This is a genomic window from Lysinibacillus sp. COL-1 (assembly GCF_059814265.1).
In genome coordinates this window covers 1,267,804-1,285,850 of sequence record NZ_JCAWSJ010000004.1, presented here as the reverse complement: position 1 = coordinate 1,285,850, position 18,047 = coordinate 1,267,804, and the positions used below count along the sequence as shown (strand labels likewise).

The following is an 18,047-nucleotide window of genomic DNA, read 5'->3' as shown; positions in this document are numbered from 1 at the left end:
TCAAATTAATTGTTGAAATAACTTTTGAATTTTAGCTCTATTGCGTAAGCTCATACTACCATATTTAACAATACCAACTTCCTCCCAAATAGGATTATCCTTTGTAAAATCAATTTTGTCTAAATGCTTATTTAAATCTTCAAATGGGATATTATTTTCAAACATTTTAGCAGCTAATTCGATGTGACCAATGAACATTCTACTCTTAAACATCAACGATTCTTTATCAACTAAATTTTCCTTATAGTACGCAAAAAGATACATCATATATTCATTAATAATCTTGGCAATTTTAATGATTTCAATGCGATTTTCTATAATAAAGCTTTTATCAATGGCATTGGATAACTCCGAAAACGTTACCACTTCACCATATGAATATTTAACGTTGGCGTTCGATGTAATTCTCCCTTTTAATTCACCTTCAGCTTTTAGTTCGATGACAACTTCATCGGATAATTTATCTTTTGCTAATTCTTGTAATCTAGGTTTGGGAATTGGATTAGCTTTTGCCATGTCTACTTGGACGCGCTTACATTGAGCCTCCGTCATATTTGAAAAAATAACAATCATAGCTCCTTTTAAATCAACCTTTTTCATATAGGCATTATAAATAGAAAATGTTCGATGCGCACCATCCAAAACATCTAATAACGCTCCTTCTAATAGGGTTAGTGATTGCTCTCGTTCATCATAAATACATTCAATCCCATTCACTCCAGAGCCCACTCTAGCATTGTAGCGTAAGGTAGAAGTTATTAAATCTCCTTCCAATGTTTGTTTTTCAATATCTCGTAAAGATTTAGGATTTAAATTCATTACCTCTATAATTGCGTCTTTTACCCTTTTCTTTTTTGCCTGGCGTTGGATATTTGGATTATACATTGTAATACCACTCATCCAGAGCTTTCCTATAATTGTATTTGGGATTATCGCTACATACTCATTGTGTCCAGTTTTTAGCACACTCTCAAAGGTATAAGGCAATCTAATAATTTCTTCATATGGAGATTCTTTTCTATACAATCTCAACTCCTTGACCTCTGATGGATTTAGCCATTCTGCTGACCAATCATCATCATTATCATTAAATTTTAAATATAACTGCTCTGCTAGGAGTAGTAGTTCTTGAATGTTCGCTTCGTATAACCTCCCCTCATCATTTATTAATTCAAGTATATTTCCTATACTTATGTTATGTTTCTGAAGCTGTATAGCAATCTCATCTAATATTAGATCATTTTGAACTAACAGAGGAATTTTGGCTTTGATATCCTCTATCAACAATTCTTTTGTTTTCCCAACCTTCACCTTTCCGCACTCCCTCTTTTTTCCATTTTAAATAGATTTATTTTAATAGTAACATACGCTATTTTATAATGTAACATTTTAAATTAATTTATTTAATATTTATTTAACTGCTTTTCTTAATACATCATTAAACTATAGATAAATTAATTTAAAATAATCATTGATTTATCTAATAATAGGATTATAATATAAAAACATAAATATGGAAATACAAAAGGAGATGGATGCTATTATGGTTTTCCAAACAAGTAAGGATACAAAATACAAGCAGTTAGTATTATCAGATGTAGCCGTTATTAAAGAACTGTTAACTTTCAGAGGATCAATTGACGATACAAACATCAATCAAGGAGCTTGTGCAACTGATTCTTTAAAAATGAACACAGATGTGATTACTTTGTTCGCAGATTTAGATAAATTAATTGAAAAATCCTTAAATGAAGAGCAAATTAAATTAATAACATATATTTCAAAAGACTACACCTATTATACTATCGGAAAAATATTAGGAATACCCGCAAAAACAGTTGGAAGTCGATTCAATACAATTTGTCTGAAGATTAAACAAGAGAATGATAGACAATGGAGAAAAGTAATTTATATCAATACATTAAAATTAAAAACAAAAACATGTAGTAAGTGTTATGATGTTCTCCCAGCTACAGATGAGTTTTTTAGTTTAAATAGTAGCAGCAAAGATTTATTTCATTCACAATGTAAAAAATGTAAAAAATAATCATATTATACGTTTGGGCGAAAAACGTGGATTTTAATCTACACCAGTCACCCTAATAAGTAGAAGGAGAATTAATATGAAAATACAATTACCAAATACGATAATTGAATTAAATTTAGAGCTCCCAATTGAAGAGAGAGTTCAATACATACAGTCCATTTTAGAAAATGAGAAAATCGTTTATCGAGGTGAAGAGGTCTCTTTAGAAATCTATTTAACAGCTACCTCACAAGTTCATCATACGATCGTTATATTGGATATCCTAAGCTACTACATGACAAAAGGTTATTTTACTAAAGAAGAACTTTTTTTAGAGGAAGAAAATTTAAAGTATATTAAAGAAGCTAAAAAACGTAATAAAAGACGGAGAGAACTAACAAAATTACTAAAGAATCAAAGCACAACGCATCGATTACAAGATAATTACGTACTCTCCCACTATAAACAGAAAGAAATTAAAAAAGGTTCTAGCAGACATAATACATTTTCAAATACTTCCTATTATGAAGCTCTTGCTCTTGGCATTGAAGATATAGATGAAGAGTCTATTCAATGAGTTAATTAATTTAAAATACATAAAATAAATGAATTTTTCAAATAGGTCTGTCTGTTACATAAAATTTTTTATACAGGCCTATCATGAAGGTTTCATTTAAAAAGTGTAGCCTACTTTTATGCAATCTATTTATTTGCTTAGTATGACTACTATCTATATGAATTGAAAGAAGGTGATGCCTATTGTATGGATGAATTAATGTAAAATATTTTTAATGATGAAACCTTCAAAATTACACTCTTAGGAGGCTACAGATAAAGGAGAATGAAAATTGTAAAAAACATAACTGAATTTTATCATTCATTGATAAAAAATGAAAAATTGCTTCGTTTGCTATACTACATACCACAGGATCCTTCAGATGATCCACTTGACGAATTAAAAATGGATGTTTCTCAATTACCCGAGAAAGAACATATACTTAACAATTTAATCGTTATTGGTGATAAAACTAGTGATTTATCATTAGAAACAAAATTTTGTAGAATTTGCTTATATACAGGATCTCGAATGCCTCAAAAAAACTATATCAAAAACATCAATCAATTCTCTGATAACCCTTATTCAAGCACTCAACAATATATTTTTGATATGTATACACCTGATTTTGTCAATAATATTGATTTTCGCCTTGATTGGCTTGGTGAAGTGCTAAATGAAGTATTATTTCAAGAGGATATTGAAGAATTTGGAGATTTAAGATTCCATAGCGGACTCCCCATCACCAATGTACCAAATGGTTTTATAGGTTATCGCTGGATTTACATTATGCCTTCAGGGCAACAGCCTATAGGTTATAGATCATGAAAATTACTACTAAAAAGGCTTTCGGAAAACCCATTTATTATAAAGGTTTAAATATTTATCCTGTAAAAATGAAGGATGCAGATGAATTTTATGATGCTGTGCAGTGCTTACTTTTACCTAAGAACGATTTTCAACAGCCTGAAATAATTAGAATGTCTTACTTCTTTTTTTTAATTTCCATATCTCAGAACGATGGCGGACATGAAATATTAGAGAAATTAATTTCATTATACCGTTTAGTTTTTAACACTGAGGATATTCAAATTTCAATGAATGAAAAAGGTATGGTATTTATGGTTGTCGATGGTATCACTTTAAATGAGCGTGATTTTGATAAAATCAAAACCATTATTAGTGAACAAAATCTTATTGATTTAGATGATGAATTTATCGATCCTGGTACAAAAAAGGCCATTCAAGAAGCACGTGCATTTATGGCTAAAAGAAAAACAAGACAGGCAGATTTTGAGCAACAAATAATTGCTTATCATTGTAAATCTGGCTTACCCTACCATGAAATTGAACATTTAACTTTATATCAATTCCATAAAGGTTTAATTCGCATGGACTATATGGTAAGTAGCGATGCCATTCTAAATGCTCGCTACTCTGGGATGATCGAATTTAAAAATGACCAAGATCTCCCCCATTGGTTAGGTTATATTGAAGAACCAAAGAAAAACGAAGATGTCATTATAACAAAATCAGCATTTGATCAACAAATGAAAAAGCTAGGACTTGAGCCTAGTTCCAATACAAATATAAACTAAAAGGATGGTAATTTTTATGTCACAACAAAATCAATTTTTAACTTCAGTAGCAAATGTTCGTTTATTTGACCGTTTAACAAATGAATTAATTTTAAATGGTAAAACATTACTTAACTCATCTATGACTCAAGCAATTCAAACACAGGCTATTCATGCAGGGAAAGGCTCTAAAAAGGTATACGAACTTAACTATCAAAAGGAATTAACATTCTCCATTGAAGATGCCGCTTTTGATACTGCTTATATTGCTTTACAAAATGGTACAGAAATCAATCATCAACTAGCTGAATACTATACAGATGAAATTATTTTACTTGATGTAGCTGGGAAAGGCACATTAGCTGAAACACCTATCGGTATGGTGCATGTAGAGCAGCTAAACGGTACATTCACACAATATACGCCTACTGGTAAAGAAATTAGTGTTCCTGCATTAGCTGGGAAAGAAATTCAGGTTGTTTATGCTGTTCAGGAAATGATGGACACGATTGAGATTTCTGCTGACTCATTCCCTAAAGCTGTTCGTATGGAATTAAACGTAGATATTCGATCAAATAACGGGAAAACTGGGGAAGTTATTATTGAAGTGCCGAACTTCAAACCGAATGGTGCTGTTGAAATTTCAATGACACATGAAGGTGTAGCTTCTTCTTCCCTAGCTGGTAGCTCGCTTGCCGATAAAAAAGGTAATTATGCTTATATTAAACTTCGTAATTTATCAGAGGAAAAAGTACAATTTACGGCACTTGCTGCAAATCCATCTCATGTAGTTCTCGATTCCACTGTCGTTGGAGATTCACAACGAATTTCAGTATTAGGTATTCGTGGCGCAGGCTATAGCAATGTTTTACTACAAAACACTGATTTAACTTGGACATCAAAGGATTCATCCATTGCAACTGTAAGTGCAGATGGTGTCGTTGCTTTAGGAGCTTCTTCAAAAGTCAACGATCAAACAATTATTGAAGTAACTGATGGTACATACAGCGAAAAAATTATTGTAGATATCATATAAATGAATTAATTAAAAAGAGCAGATTTTTTCTGCTCTTTTTTTATCTCAATAAAGGAGCGTAATTATGACAAAACGTGAGACGAAATTAACATTAACTGACATACGAAAAAATGCTGAGGAACTAAATAAAAAACAAAAATTTTACATTGATAAAGATCAAGGAAAATTTATTTATTACTATCCTAAATTTAGTAAGCGTAAAATAACTATTTTAATCAATGAGCTCTCCCATACGATGTCCTATGTTGAACAGCATAAGCTCGATTTTTTCAAAAATGATGGCGAATTAAATAACTATATTTTATTTTTAATTATTAAACACTTCACTGACTTACAAGCTGAATTAAAAGATAAATCAATAGAAACACATTTTGCTACTATGAATGAGCTAGTTGATATCGGCTGGTATGAGTTGTTCCTGGTAGAAATGTTCACACCTCATGAAATTTCAAATGTTTTAGATGAGCTTAGTAAACGACTAAATTTAAGTATTAAATATTTGGCGTTAGAAAAAGAGCTCAAAGGTGAATAACCAAGTGTTGATTTCAATATTTAATACTAAAAAACCGTTAGAATTTTGAACTACTCCCCTACTTATTAGGAGGGTATTTGAACATTTTATGCCTTATAAAAAATATAAGAATGAATGATTATCCAGCTGCCAATTTAAATTAGTAGCTGAATTTTCAGTTGTCTTAATTAGGAGGGAAAATCGATTGAGTACTGGTGGTGAACAAAAAAAACCAACTGAGCTTTTAGTCGCTCTAGGAATCAACGATAAAATTTCGAAACAAAATATATCTACATACATAAAAAAATTAAAAAACATCCCTAATCTAACAATCAACTTAGATGTTAAAGGTCATAATACTCAAATGTTTATTGAGTATGGAAAACAAATAAAAGCATTGGAGCAGCAATTAGAAGCGTTTACTTTAAAACTGCAAAATGTAGGAACTGAAACCGCCGCTCCCCTTTCCATCTTCAAAGATTTCAAGCAGCAAATTTCGGATTCTATAAAATCGATTGATACTCTTAATGACACATTTGATGAGTTAAAAATAAATGTTAGTGCATTTTATAAACAGCTGTCCAAAATCCCTACTGGCGATCTCCATTCTCTTAAAAATTTTGTAACACAAATGAAAGTAGACATGGAAACAATCGCTACAAACCAATTTAAAATCTATGGCATCGAAGAAACACAGCAAAATTTACAGGCTCTAGAATCTAATTTATATAATATTTACGAGCTCCAAAAAGCCTATGCAAACACTACTGACTTCGAACAATTAGCATCTCAAATCACCGATTTAAATACCCAATTGAGCAATATGCAGCTTGGTGAAGGCTTAAACATAGCAGGCATTTCCGATATTTCAAACCAAATTGAAAAAATGAATCAAAGTATAGTAACATTTGGGAAAAATACGGCTGCAGCGGGTCAAAGTTCTACCAACATTGTTACCTCATTTATTGATGGGGCTACAAGAGCAATAGAGTTAACTGAATTATATAATAATACATTAAGTAAAATTAAAGCATTGCCAGCTAATGAAGAAACTCAAAATACAAGTAGGACTTCTGTGGGGGCTGGCAACGGGGCTTCAGTAGTAGGCGGTCTCAAAGCCATTGGTAAAGGACTCTTATCAACAACTGCCGTTGGAACAGGAATTGTTTTGGCAGAAGTAATCTATGGAAGTATCCTTGAAAGCCAAGCTAAAGCTAAAGCTGAGGCGGAGCAATTTGCAAATGATGTAGCGATTGCCAATAAAGAGTTACTCGTATCTTATGAACAAAATGCAGACACAATAGACCAATTAATTCCAAAATATGAGAGATTAAATGAGATTGTCAACAATGGCAACGCTGATACCTATACACTTTCTGAGTACTACGATATACAAAATAAAATAGCCAGTCTTTTACCTTCCTTAATTACAAATGAAGATGAATATAACAGAAAAATAATTGGCTCTGTAGAATCAGTCAAAATTAAAACCGAACTATTGAAAGAGCAATTAGCTATAGAAAAAGAGAAGGATAAACTAAAAGAAGAAGAAAATCGTTCTAAAAAAGCCGATATATATGAAGATAATATTACCGATTATAGTACACAAATTCAAGAAAGATTCAAGGACTTTAGCATCAGGTATAATAGCACCTTTAATGAATTCTCACTGCCTCTTTTGGATGAAAAAGGAGAATTAATTTATGACTCCCTTGAGAAATTATCAGAATTAAAAGAAGTTTTAAAACGAAAGCGTAATGAGGCTGTAAATTCAGGTGATAGAGAATTAGCAAGTGAATATGAAAGATTAGAAAATGAAGTAATCAACGTAAGTAGACTAATAAACAATACTAATAACGATTTAATAGATAGTACCTCCAAATTAAAAAATGAATATATAGCAGAATTAGAAAGTATCATAAATAAAAATGAAGATTTAAAAGGTAGTACAAAAGAATTTGCACAAACAATTAGCTCAGAACTAATATTTAATTCTGACACAGATGGCATCAAGAACCTACAATTAGCCTTATCAACGCTACTGAGTGAAAATAATGCTGCTAGCGTATTTGAAGAGATGGAGTCTCAATTTAACAAACTTTATTTCGCACCACCAGAAAAATTCAAAGAAACAGAAAAAGAAGTTTCTAATTATATAGACAAACTAAAAGATATGATTAAATCTGCTAATCCAGACATGGATGAATCACAGCTTGATGCAATTCAAACAGGTACTAAAAATAAACTAAATAATATAATAAATGAGTACAAAAAATACAACGATGTAATGAATGTTACGGGGCTTTCTCTAGTAAATTTCACGTCGAAAACTTCTTCATCTGGTAATGAACTAGACAATTTGGCATCTAAGATGAGAAATTATAAAGATTCGTCTGAAGAGGCTCTCGGAATTTCATCTTCATACATTAATACATTAGATGATTCTTTATTTACTTATCAAGAAATCTCAAAGCAATTAGAAGGTTATTCGCAACAAAATTTAGTTGATTTATTAAACAAAGAAAAATTAACAGCTGCGGAACAAAAAATAGTAGATCTTTACAAGAACCGTAGTGAGATAATTAATGATTTATCCTCGGTCTATCCTGTTATATTAAAAGATGAATCTACTTTACTAGGTATTTCAGCAGAAAAAATCAATATGATGATTGCGGAGAATAAAGCAAATGACGCATTATTAAAAGCCATTAAGTTAAATCGTGAAAATAAATTATCTGAGGAACAAAAGGCTACTCTTGAACTAGGACTAGAAATCAATAAACGTATTACCATGAGAAACCAAGAAATTGAACAATTAGAAACAAGATTAGCAGATTATGCAGAAAAGATAGATAAACCTACTTCTTCTTCTGATCTAGCAAATCTACAAAATGAAATGACTTACCAGAGAGCTGCCGCAAAATACGAGCCTGAAATAAAACTAAAAAAAGCTGAATTAATTGATTTAACAAAATTAAAAATAAATTATGGTGAACAATTAAGTACAGTTGATAACTCTGTTACTAAATTAACTAACGCTGAAAAAAATGCCAATAAAACAACGACACAATCAATTTATATAACCGATAAATACAAACAAAAACTAGAAGAGTTAAATCTCGGTATTGAAAAACAACAAAGATTACTGTCTAAACTACCAGAACATTCTAGTGAGTATCGCAGTGCTTTAGAAACTCAAATTAAGTTTGAAAAAGAAAAACTTAATGTGATGCAGCAGCAAGAGGCTTCTTTAAAAAATCAGATTGCCTCAGGGCAAATTCAGAAAACCGGTAATGTAACAAGCAATTCCACTACTTCCTCTACAACTACGAATTTAAACGGTTGGTCTGGTAAAATCACTAGCCCATATGGAAGCCGTAAAGACCCGATTTCAGGAAAAACAGATTATCATCTAGGGATGGATATTTCAGGTTCTAAAGGAACTCGCTTAGATGCGAATGTTGCAGGCAAAATAATAGCAAGTGGTGATGCTGTTAAAAATGGCGAAGATGCTTCATACGGAAATATTGTTATCGTGCAAGATGCAAACAATTTCAAACATCTTTATGCCCATCTAGATAAAGCTGTCGCTAAAATTGGTGATTATGTTGAGATAGGAACACACATAGGTAATATCGGTGCTTCTGGTAGAGTGACGGGTCCACATTTACATTACGAAGTGAAAAATGCCAAAGGTCAACGTATAGACCCTAAAAGTTACTATACTGAAGCAAAAGATGGAAAAGTCACCTCTTCTACTTCATCTACAGTTGACACGACACAACAAGCTATTGATCAAACTAAATCTGAATTAGTTAGTTTACAGCAACAAATTTTAAACCAAAAAGATTTAATAGAAGATCTTGAGCGCGGCATTATAGATAGTTACCTTTCCTCGTTTGAAAACAAAAAGACAACTATTGATAACTTATTAGAGACTAGTGATAACAAATTAAGGAAACTCACTGTCACATCAGAGTCCTATCGTAAGGAATTAGATAAACAAAAAGCTGCTTTAAATGATAAAAAGAAAATTAACCAAAATGAAATTACTTATCTTGAAGGCGTTATTAAGAGTGGCACTGTCTCGAAGAAGGTTGTTGCTGAGTATACCCAACGTCTACATGAACTGAACAATGCAAATAGTGAGATAGATTTTGCCATTTGGGATGTAGGTACAAAAAAAGTTGAATCATACATGTCAAAGTATGAGCAGCAACGGCAAATACAAGAAAACGTTATTGCATACGAGAAAGCTAGACTTGAAGAATTAGATACTTCCTCAGCTAGGTATGTAAAATCGCTCGTGAATATTAATAACGCGATGAAGGAAAAACAAAATGCCAATCTTTATGAACTGACTCAATTAAAAAATCTAGTAAATGGAAATAAAGTGTTTGGCGATGGATTACAGTCTGCGAAGCAACGAATTGAAGAGCTAACGATTGGTATGAAAGAGCTACAAGTAGATATTCAAAACAGTGATTATGACATTTTAATCAATATTAAAACACAATCAGATGACAAAATAAATGTTATAGAATCAGAATTGAATCGAGCTGAATTAATTCGGAAAATGTTTGATGAAGGTTCTGCTGACTACGAAAAATACACAAATATCATGATTAATGCTCAAGAAAGAATTGCTCAACAGCATTTGGAGACCAGAGATAACTTGCTGGAGGAATTAAAACAACGTGATATCACTGCAGAACGCATCAAAGAAATTACAAAATTAATAAATGATGAGTATAATGGCTATTTAAATGCTACTTTGGCTATTAAAGATTATACAAAGCAAAAAGAAGATGCAAAAAAATCGCAACTTGAAAAAATTGCAGATAAAGCTATAAATGCTTATAAAGATTATTATCAAGAACTTCGAGATGAACATATCAAGCAACTTGATGAGGAAATTGAGCGCGAAAATAAAAAACATGAAGCAATCATGAAAAATCTTCAAGAAGAAATGGACTTATTTAGAAAAAGTGTTGAAGATAAGCTAAGGCTCATTGACCGAGAAGAAGCTCAAAGAAGCTATGATATGGAGATTTCCGATTTAGAGAAAGAACGTTCCAATATACAAGGCAAGCTTAATATATTAGCTTTAGATAATTCTCATGAAGCAAAGGCAAAGAGAAAAAATCTTCAAGAACAATTAGATGAAATCGATAAAAACATTGCTAATAAACGTCATGATCGAGAAACTGAACTACGCAAAGAGTCATTAAATGATGCGTTAGAGAAGAAAGAGGAAGAAATAGATGAAAAAATAGAGCTTCAAGAATCAGAGCATGAGAATTTAATTAATAAGATTAATCTTGAAAAAGAATACTGGGAATCACATTATAGTGATTTACTAAATGATGAACGTAAATTCGCTAAATTGAGAGAAGACATCATCAATGGTCATTTAAATAATGTTGAGGCAGAATTCAATCAGTTTCATGATAAATTAAAAGCTTCTCTACCAGAAATAGGGGAAAACTTAAGCGGTACTATGGAAACAGTGGGTAAGGCAATTCGTGACAATGTTATTTTAGAATTAGAAGAGGCTCTAGAATTAATAAATAAGTTTAATGAAAGTCAAAAATCTAAAGATAATGGTTCATTCGAATCCAATCTTTCTAATCCTCCAACTTCTAAAGGTAATTTGTCTGATGCCGACTTACAAGTTCTATTAGGTAAGTTCTTATATGACAGAGTTTTGCCGAATGTTTCAGGGAAGGATCAGAGTGCTGTTAGTGAAATGGCAAAAAAATTAGCTGAAGAGGGTCGCGCTAATGCCGATACACGATTTACTAAAAATGGTACTAATTTTAATGATTCTACACAGGTGCTTACACAAGCAGAAATGGACTCCTTATATGAGTATTTTAATAGCAACAAAAAAATACTTGGTGGGAAATATAATAGCTTCTTTGAGCAGTTTTTTAACGAAGTTTCAGGTAATAAACAAGAAAATGGAAGTCGATTGTCTGAGGGGGATATGCAAGTTATGTTAGGTAAATTCATTTACGAAAAACTTGTACCTGAGCCATCCTTAAATGCAAATACGAAAACTGCTCTAAAAAGCAAAGCTGATACTATTGCTCAAAAAGGAAGAGACAATGATTCGAAAATCACCGAAAACGAAACATTTGATTCCATTAAAAATAAATACTCTACTGAACAAATTAATCAATTAAAATCATTCTTTAATTCCAAATTAGATATGATTGATAATAAAACAACACGTGAATTAATGAAGAAAAAAATTGCCTCACTTGACACTGGTGGTTTCATGAATTGGACTGGAATTGGTATTGATGGTAAAGGAGGAAAGGCTATTATTGCTCACCCACAAGAAATTATGTTGAATAAAGCTGATACACAAGGTTTGTTTAATTCAATCAATATAATGGATAGTATAATGAGTAACCTATCCCCTTTCCTATCAAAATTTGCTCCATTCCAAAAAATATCCTCTGCTCCAAATGGAGATACTTATGGAGACATCAAGATAAACTTCCACATTGATAAAATGAATGGTGATAAAAATGACTTGAATCGATTTAGTAAAATGATTGACGACGATTTATTGCGTAGGAAGGGAATGAGAAAGTAATGTTGGAATCTATTCATTTTATGTATGACAATATTTCATCGAAAGATATGGGTATTCAAATTGCATGGTCGAGAGGAGGTTTATTCGAAGAGAATTTTCTTCCAAGACGGAGGATTATGGAGAAAAAAATTGCTAATAATGAGAAACCGTACTTTCAAAAAGTTGAACATGAGCCACTCTCTTTTAACTTATCTTTTTATTTAGAGAAATGGCTCGATGCTCCTGATATAAGAAAAATGGCTCGCTGGTTATTCCAGCCATACTACAAACCCTTAATTTTTGACAATAACCCAAATAGAGTATTATATGCCCTTGTAGAAGGCGATTCCACCTTATTACATAATGGTTTAAAGCAAGGTTATGTTGAATTAAGTATTAGATGTGATTCTCCCTACACCTATTCTCACGAATTTAGATTTAACAATATGGAATTTAGAGATTCTAATACGGGTTATCAAATTATCGATGACATAAATAGCTTTGAACAAGGAAGTTTTTTTAATACGAAGATTACATCTAATGGTTTAACGATTGATAAAATTGATAATTCTTGGGGAGCACTATATGCCAATATCAAAAAATGGAGTGAATTTTAACTATGGAAACAACAAATATACTTAAATTAAATATCACCACTGAATCCTCATTTGAAGATGATGATATAAAACAAACCGTTATTGAATATGGTAGTAACTTTGTAAAATTAGAAAAATATCTAAAAGATGCTACCCCATCAATTGAAGATCTAAGTGATAATAAATATTATCCGATTGGTCATATTTTATGGAATAAGGCACCTGTCACAGGCTCGTTTATCGGGTGGGTAGTCACTAGAGAGGGCATTCAAGCAAAAAAATGGTTGCCTAACAAAAATTACAGTATAGGCAATTTAGTAAAGCCTCCAACAGATAATGGCGGCCTTTATGAATGTGTGGTCAATGGTAAAAGTTCTACTACTCCCCCCACCTTCATCACTTCATTAAACCAAGAATTCCAAGAAGTTACAGGAAAAAGCTGGCGCAATGAATTCAATTATGAAGTAGGCGATTTAGTTTTCCCTACTAGCAGCAACAAAACTTATTATTATATTTGTGAAACAGCCGGTTACTCCTCCCCTATAGAACCTGAATGGTCATCTTTTCAAAATGATACGGCATTTATTGACGGTTCAGTTGTATGGCGAAAGGCAAAAAATATAATTTGGAAAAAGGTCGGCACTAATTGTGAGTTTCGACCATTTGGAAAAATAGAATAGGGGTTTTTAGAATGAAATGGGGTTCCTTGATAAATTCGACTGGCTCTTATGTTTCGAAAAGTTATGAAATATCCAATATATCATCTAAGTATTTAACAACAATTCTTGCCAATATCATCAATATACATAATCAGAGAGTAGAGTTTTTCTATTCTCTTTCCTATGACTACATTCATTGGACTGATTGGAAAGCGATCAACTTTAACGATAACAACTTATTAGACGGAAACGATTTAAATGGATTAATTTTTAGATATAGAATTGTACTTCATGCTGAAAAAGATAATGAAAAGCCTTTTGTCCAATCCTTCTCGATTGCCTTTGACCCTTGTGAATCTTTAGAAAACTTGGGCGACTTTGTTGTTAAACCTAAACTATGGATTAGGAAAAAGAATGGAAATGGTAGCATTGAAATTACTAACATCCTAACAAATCAAACACTAGTTATAGAGAACCTTATTGATCATGAAGAAGTGTTTATTGATTGTCAAAAAGAAGATATTGTTTCTGATAGGCAGCATCTGGGCGTTTATCGATACGATGATCATAATGATGAGTACTTAGAATTAGTGGTCGGTCATAATCTCCTAAAAGGTAAAGGAGATTTCGATATGGACATTAGACATCAATATGTATTTATACAGGAGTGAGGTGAATTTTATTGAAATTAGGAGAAATAAACTATAATTTAAAACCAGATGATGCAAGAATTTTTTTATGTAGACCTGATAAGAAAACAATTGCCAGGATTAGTGAGGCTTATGATATTACGTACAGTACAAAACTCTCCGTACTTAATGAGATTTCATTTAAAATACCAACTGTCCTTATGGAAGATGGTATTCCTTTTGATAATACAAATATTGATAAAATAAAGAATAGATATTTATTTAAATTGAGATATGGACAAATCACTGAGTACTTTTTAATGAATGAATCAAGTAAATCATATAGTGATAATGAATATATTAGTTATACCGCTTTATCTCTAGGTGTTCAATTAAGTGATAAAAATATAAGACAATTTGAAGTTATCAGTAAAACATTGTCTCAAATTACAACTGAAATTTTATCCTCCGTTAATACGAAATGGACATTGGGTTATGTTGATAGCTACTTTGAGGAGATTTATCGAAGTTACGAGGTTGCTTCAAATAATGTATTAGAAATAATCTATGAGTTAGCAAACCTTTGGAATGCTCTAATTGTATGGGATTCTGTAAAATACGAAATCAATTTCTATAAACCTGAAAATATTGGTAAGGATAAAGGTTTCTACATACGAGATGGTAAGTATTTAGAGTCTTTCAATTTAGCTACTAACACAATAGATACAATTACCCGTTTAAAAGTATATGGTCAAGATGGTTTATCAATACATCGTTTGAATCCAACAGGTCAATCATATCTCGAAGATTACAGATACTACCTCTACCCTTTCAATCGCGAAAATGGAGTTATTATTAGTCATTCCAAATATTTGTCAGATAGCTTGTGTATCGCGTTAGAAGATTATCAAGCATTGGTTGAAGCCTTATCAGAGAAATTCACTCATCTAACGGAAATGGTCACTACACAAAATTCAATTATTCAAACCGAAGAACAAAAACTTAGTGCTCTAAATACACAAAGAGTTATTATTGAAGATGAACTAGATTTATCCAATGCTAACTTTCAATCCGCCACCCTTGAACATCAAGATATCATTCAACGTTTAGAAGCCAAACGATTAGACATATCAAAGCAAGAAGCTTTTATAAGGGATTTAAGCTATCAGCTATCTGATTTTGAAAATGAATTGCAAGATTTACAAGAAAAATTAGCTAGGGAAAATAATTTTACGGTAGAACAATTAGCAGAGTTATCAGATTTTGAAATAGAAAAAGAGTATATTAACGATTCCATTGTTGATGACGAGGATTTAATTGAAGATGGTAAAGAAGTATTTAGACAATACCTTGAACCTAAGATCAAGTTAGATATGAATTTGATTGATTTTAGATCTATCGTCGAATGTCAAAATGATTGGGATAAGTTAGGTTTAGGTGATATTGTACGAGTTAAGTATGATAGATTGCAGGTAGATGTAAAAGCCAAAATTACTGAAATTACGCATGATTTTGAAAATGAAAGTATTTCTGTTGTTATAGAAAATGAATTTGATGAAGACAATAATTGGTTAGAGCAGCTTAATAAAGCGGGTAATACTTCTACTATTGTTCAGATGGATAAGTGGAAATGGAATTTGTCTGAAGAAAACAACGGTGCCATCAATGATATTATTAATAATAAATGGGATGCCTTAAAAAATGCTGTCATGGCGGGCTATAATCAGAAGATTGAAATAAGTGAACGTGGCATTATTGTTAAAGATTTGGAAGACCCTTTAAGTTGGCTTGTTATTCAAAATGGATTTCTTGCTATTACCAATGATAATGGCGAATCATGGAAGCATGCTATTTCTAAGGATGGGATATTTGGTGAGCGTATTTTCGGAAAAATTATTTCCGGAGTCAATTTAATTATAGAAGACGAGTCTGGTATATGGGTAACGCAAGGATCTAGAACTACGATTTATAATCGACATGGCGAAGAAGTAATGTATGTAGGGTTAGTTTCTGAGAATACAAAAGATGATGATGGAAACTTAATTCCTCAGGCCAATGAATGCTTTGGACTTGTATCTTGGAATCGTATAACAAGAGTTGCACTAACTACTTGTGAAGGATTTTCTGTTAGTAAAAAAGATGATGAAGAATGGAAAAAAGTGTTATGGGCTAATACAGACGGTACTCTCTATTCTAGAAACATGATAGCTGAGAATATTAAGATAGTAAATAATCTAGATGAAGTCATACTGGATGCTGAGAATAATTATTTTAATATTGGATTACTAGACAAGATTGTGGCAGATGGTAAATTAACTACGATAGAGAAGCTTGAACTAATTAAAGAATTGTATAAAATTCACTCCGACTATAAATTACTCCTTCAACAAGCACAAAAATATATAAAAAGTGAGAGAGATAATGTAACAGATATTGAAGGTGCTTTTAATACATCAACACAAACCTTCCCTACTGTACATTCTACTACTGATAGATATTCAACAGATGCATTAAAAAATGCTTATTTAGAACTGATAAACTATATGTCCAGTTACATCAAGATTATTAACAATGGTTACCTGGATTCATCAAACTTAAATATCGATATGACAGACCCTATTACAGAATCCACGAGTCAAATTGAGAATCGTGGTATTTTTGTGCAAAAAATTAAAAATTACTATGATGAAGCGACTAGACTACGACAAGAAATTGAGGATTCTCTATTCTATTCGGGTATCACAATGGGCAGATATCACAACAATCTCATTATGAATGATTTTGGTTTTATCGCTGTTCGACATGACGGTAAATATAGAGCCTATCTAAATGCAACCAATGGACTTGCATTACAAAAGTGGGAAAATGATCAATGGGTTAGTAAATTATTTGCCACATTAGGAGATTCTAAATGGGAAGACGGAACCCTCTATGCTGAAGGATTGGTAACGAAAAATCTTCGAATTGTAGATGGGGACTTAGGCGATGCTATTACTCTCGACTGGAAGGATGGTATCACTATTCATGGTAAAAATGATGAGGAAATTAGATTAAATGCTAATGAGGCTATCTCCATATATGTTAATAAACAAAAGAAATTTTACGTAGGTATTGATGGAAGACTTTATGCAAAGGACATTACTACTCACAATCTAAAAATAGTGGATGGTTTCTTAGGTGAAAAAATTATCTTTAATGAAAAGGATGGTATCACTATTAATGGGAATAGCGGTGAGGAAATCCGCCTGAACGCTAATGAAGGTATTGCGATTGATGTCAATCATGAGCCTAGATTTTGGGTAAGTAAAGACGGACATTTGTATGCACGAAAGCTTTTCATTATGAATGGTGAATTAGATGAGTCTATTCTTGAAGGATTAGATGAAGATGATAGTTTTATCTCTGATTTAACAGTTACTAGATTAAGAACTTATGATCCTACTGACTCCGATAATTACGTTCATATTAAACAAAAATTCTTGAGATTTATCACCAAAAATGGATCCTCGGAAAATGTTAAATATGAAATGTATTTTGAGGGTTCAGGAGCTCAAGCCTACCCTATTGCTATTTGGGGTAGTGGATCTGGGAATAATACAAACAACAATAAAGCTAAACAGTATAAAACACAGGAGGGCTTCTTTACAGAATATGTTGATGAATATGGTGACAAGCATTCCCTAAACCTGACAACAGATCGCTCAAAATCTATCGAGATTAACTCACCTAGAACAGTGTCCATAAAAGGAGGTGGTGGCAGTATTATAATGAATAATACACAATTAGAATTAAAATTTGGTAGCAATACGATTACTATGTCGACAGCTGGCATTAAATTAAATGGTACTCGTATTGACCTTAACTAAGGAGA

Annotated in this window: 12 protein-coding genes; 11 read left to right on the top strand and 1 reads right to left on the bottom strand. The window is 31.9% G+C overall.

Features of this window, described 5'->3' with window-relative positions:
- Positions 1–1,311, bottom strand: a complete 1,311-nt coding sequence (locus AC6BKE_RS14525) for a ParB N-terminal domain-containing protein (RefSeq protein ID WP_499857076.1) — start codon at positions 1,309–1,311, stop codon at positions 1–3.
- A 232-nt stretch (positions 1,312–1,543) separates the two neighbouring features.
- On the opposite strand from AC6BKE_RS14525, the gene AC6BKE_RS14520 reads away from it, so the two are divergent.
- The 11 genes from AC6BKE_RS14520 to AC6BKE_RS14470 all read left to right on the top strand — a co-directional run bounded on the left by AC6BKE_RS14520 (position 1,544) and on the right by AC6BKE_RS14470 (position 18,042).
- On the top strand, positions 1,544–2,047 hold the full coding sequence (locus AC6BKE_RS14520; protein ID WP_499857074.1) for a hypothetical protein: 504 nt from the start codon (positions 1,544–1,546) through the stop codon (positions 2,045–2,047).
- A 76-nt stretch (positions 2,048–2,123) separates the two neighbouring features.
- Positions 2,124–2,603, top strand: a complete 480-nt coding sequence (locus AC6BKE_RS14515) for a hypothetical protein (RefSeq protein ID WP_499857072.1) — start codon at positions 2,124–2,126, stop codon at positions 2,601–2,603.
- 264 nt (positions 2,604–2,867) lie between these two features.
- The gene (locus tag AC6BKE_RS14510; RefSeq protein WP_499857071.1) at positions 2,868–3,410 is read left to right on the top strand and encodes a YomW family phage-derived protein; all 543 of its coding nucleotides are present in this window, start codon (positions 2,868–2,870) and stop codon (positions 3,408–3,410) included.
- Complete coding sequence (locus AC6BKE_RS14505; protein WP_499857070.1) at positions 3,407–4,180, top strand: hypothetical protein; 774 nt, start codon at positions 3,407–3,409, stop codon at positions 4,178–4,180. Before AC6BKE_RS14510 ends, AC6BKE_RS14505 begins: the two co-directional genes overlap by 4 nt.
- Positions 4,181–4,196: 16 nt before the next feature.
- Positions 4,197–5,195: a YomU family phage tail tube protein gene (locus AC6BKE_RS14500; RefSeq protein ID WP_499857069.1), complete on the top strand. Its 999-nt coding sequence runs from the start codon at positions 4,197–4,199 to the stop codon at positions 5,193–5,195.
- A 64-nt stretch (positions 5,196–5,259) separates the two neighbouring features.
- A complete protein-coding gene (locus tag AC6BKE_RS14495) occupies positions 5,260–5,727 on the top strand; it encodes a YomO family phage-derived protein (RefSeq protein WP_499857067.1) in 468 nt (155 codons plus the stop codon).
- 184 nt (positions 5,728–5,911) lie between these two features.
- Positions 5,912–12,313, top strand: coding sequence for a peptidoglycan DD-metalloendopeptidase family protein (locus AC6BKE_RS14490; protein ID WP_499857066.1), 6,402 nt, complete (start codon positions 5,912–5,914; stop codon positions 12,311–12,313).
- Positions 12,313–12,909, top strand: a complete 597-nt coding sequence (locus AC6BKE_RS14485) for a distal tail protein Dit (RefSeq protein ID WP_499857063.1) — start codon at positions 12,313–12,315, stop codon at positions 12,907–12,909. The genes AC6BKE_RS14490 and AC6BKE_RS14485 overlap by 1 nt, the downstream gene beginning before the upstream one ends.
- Positions 12,910–12,911: 2 nt before the next feature.
- On the top strand, positions 12,912–13,568 hold the full coding sequence (locus tag AC6BKE_RS14480; protein ID WP_499857062.1) for a hypothetical protein: 657 nt from the start codon (positions 12,912–12,914) through the stop codon (positions 13,566–13,568).
- A gap of 11 nt (positions 13,569–13,579) precedes the next feature.
- On the top strand, positions 13,580–14,218 hold the full coding sequence (locus AC6BKE_RS14475; RefSeq protein WP_499857061.1) for a hypothetical protein: 639 nt from the start codon (positions 13,580–13,582) through the stop codon (positions 14,216–14,218).
- 11 nt (positions 14,219–14,229) lie between these two features.
- Positions 14,230–18,042 carry a phage tail spike protein gene (locus AC6BKE_RS14470; protein WP_499857059.1) on the top strand — a complete coding sequence of 1,271 codons (3,813 nt, stop codon included), beginning with the start codon at positions 14,230–14,232 and terminating at the stop codon, positions 18,040–18,042.
- Positions 18,043–18,047 lie beyond the last annotated feature (5 nt).

Excerpts from the sequence above, each read along its gene's own strand:
- AC6BKE_RS14520 (WP_499857074.1), top strand. The coding sequence starts at position 1,544 with ATGGTTTTCCAAACAAGTAAGGATACAAAATACAAGCAGTTAGTATTA.
- AC6BKE_RS14515 (WP_499857072.1), top strand. The coding sequence starts at position 2,124 with ATGAAAATACAATTACCAAATACGATAATTGAATTAAATTTAGAGCTC.
- AC6BKE_RS14510 (WP_499857071.1), top strand. The coding sequence starts at position 2,868 with ATGAAAATTGTAAAAAACATAACTGAATTTTATCATTCATTGATAAAA.
- AC6BKE_RS14505 (WP_499857070.1), top strand. The coding sequence starts at position 3,407 with ATGAAAATTACTACTAAAAAGGCTTTCGGAAAACCCATTTATTATAAA.
- AC6BKE_RS14500 (WP_499857069.1), top strand. The coding sequence starts at position 4,197 with ATGTCACAACAAAATCAATTTTTAACTTCAGTAGCAAATGTTCGTTTA.
- AC6BKE_RS14495 (WP_499857067.1), top strand. The coding sequence starts at position 5,260 with ATGACAAAACGTGAGACGAAATTAACATTAACTGACATACGAAAAAAT.
- AC6BKE_RS14485 (WP_499857063.1), top strand. The coding sequence starts at position 12,313 with ATGTTGGAATCTATTCATTTTATGTATGACAATATTTCATCGAAAGAT.
- AC6BKE_RS14480 (WP_499857062.1), top strand. The coding sequence starts at position 12,912 with ATGGAAACAACAAATATACTTAAATTAAATATCACCACTGAATCCTCA.
- AC6BKE_RS14475 (WP_499857061.1), top strand. The coding sequence starts at position 13,580 with ATGAAATGGGGTTCCTTGATAAATTCGACTGGCTCTTATGTTTCGAAA.